The 231-nt window shown below is 48.5% G+C and carries 1 protein-coding gene; it reads right to left on the reverse strand.

The genetic code is table 11. The annotated features are described in order from the left end of the window. Positions 1-231, reverse strand: a 231-nt coding sequence (locus FQ668_RS28380) for an MMPL family transporter (RefSeq protein WP_144180908.1), incomplete at both ends; no start/stop codon positions are given.

A 231-nucleotide genomic window follows, 5' to 3' on the forward strand; every position in this document is an offset into this window, starting at 1 on the left:
GCCCTGAACGGGACCATTACCAATGGCATACAGTGCAATGGCGACAATCATGGTGGTGAGGTTGGCGTCGAAAATAGAACGAAAGGCACTGATAAACCCTTTTTCAATGCTCTGAGCTAGCGTTCGCCCTTCGCGCATTTTATCTTTGATGCGTTCAAAAATGAGTACATTGGCATCCACTGCCATACCGACGGTCAGCACCATGCCTGCAATACCAGGTAAGGTAAGTAC

It is taken from the genome of Pseudomonas sp. Kh14, assembly GCF_900291005.1.
Taxonomy (GTDB): Bacteria; Pseudomonadota; Gammaproteobacteria; order Pseudomonadales; family Pseudomonadaceae; genus Aquipseudomonas; species Aquipseudomonas alloputida.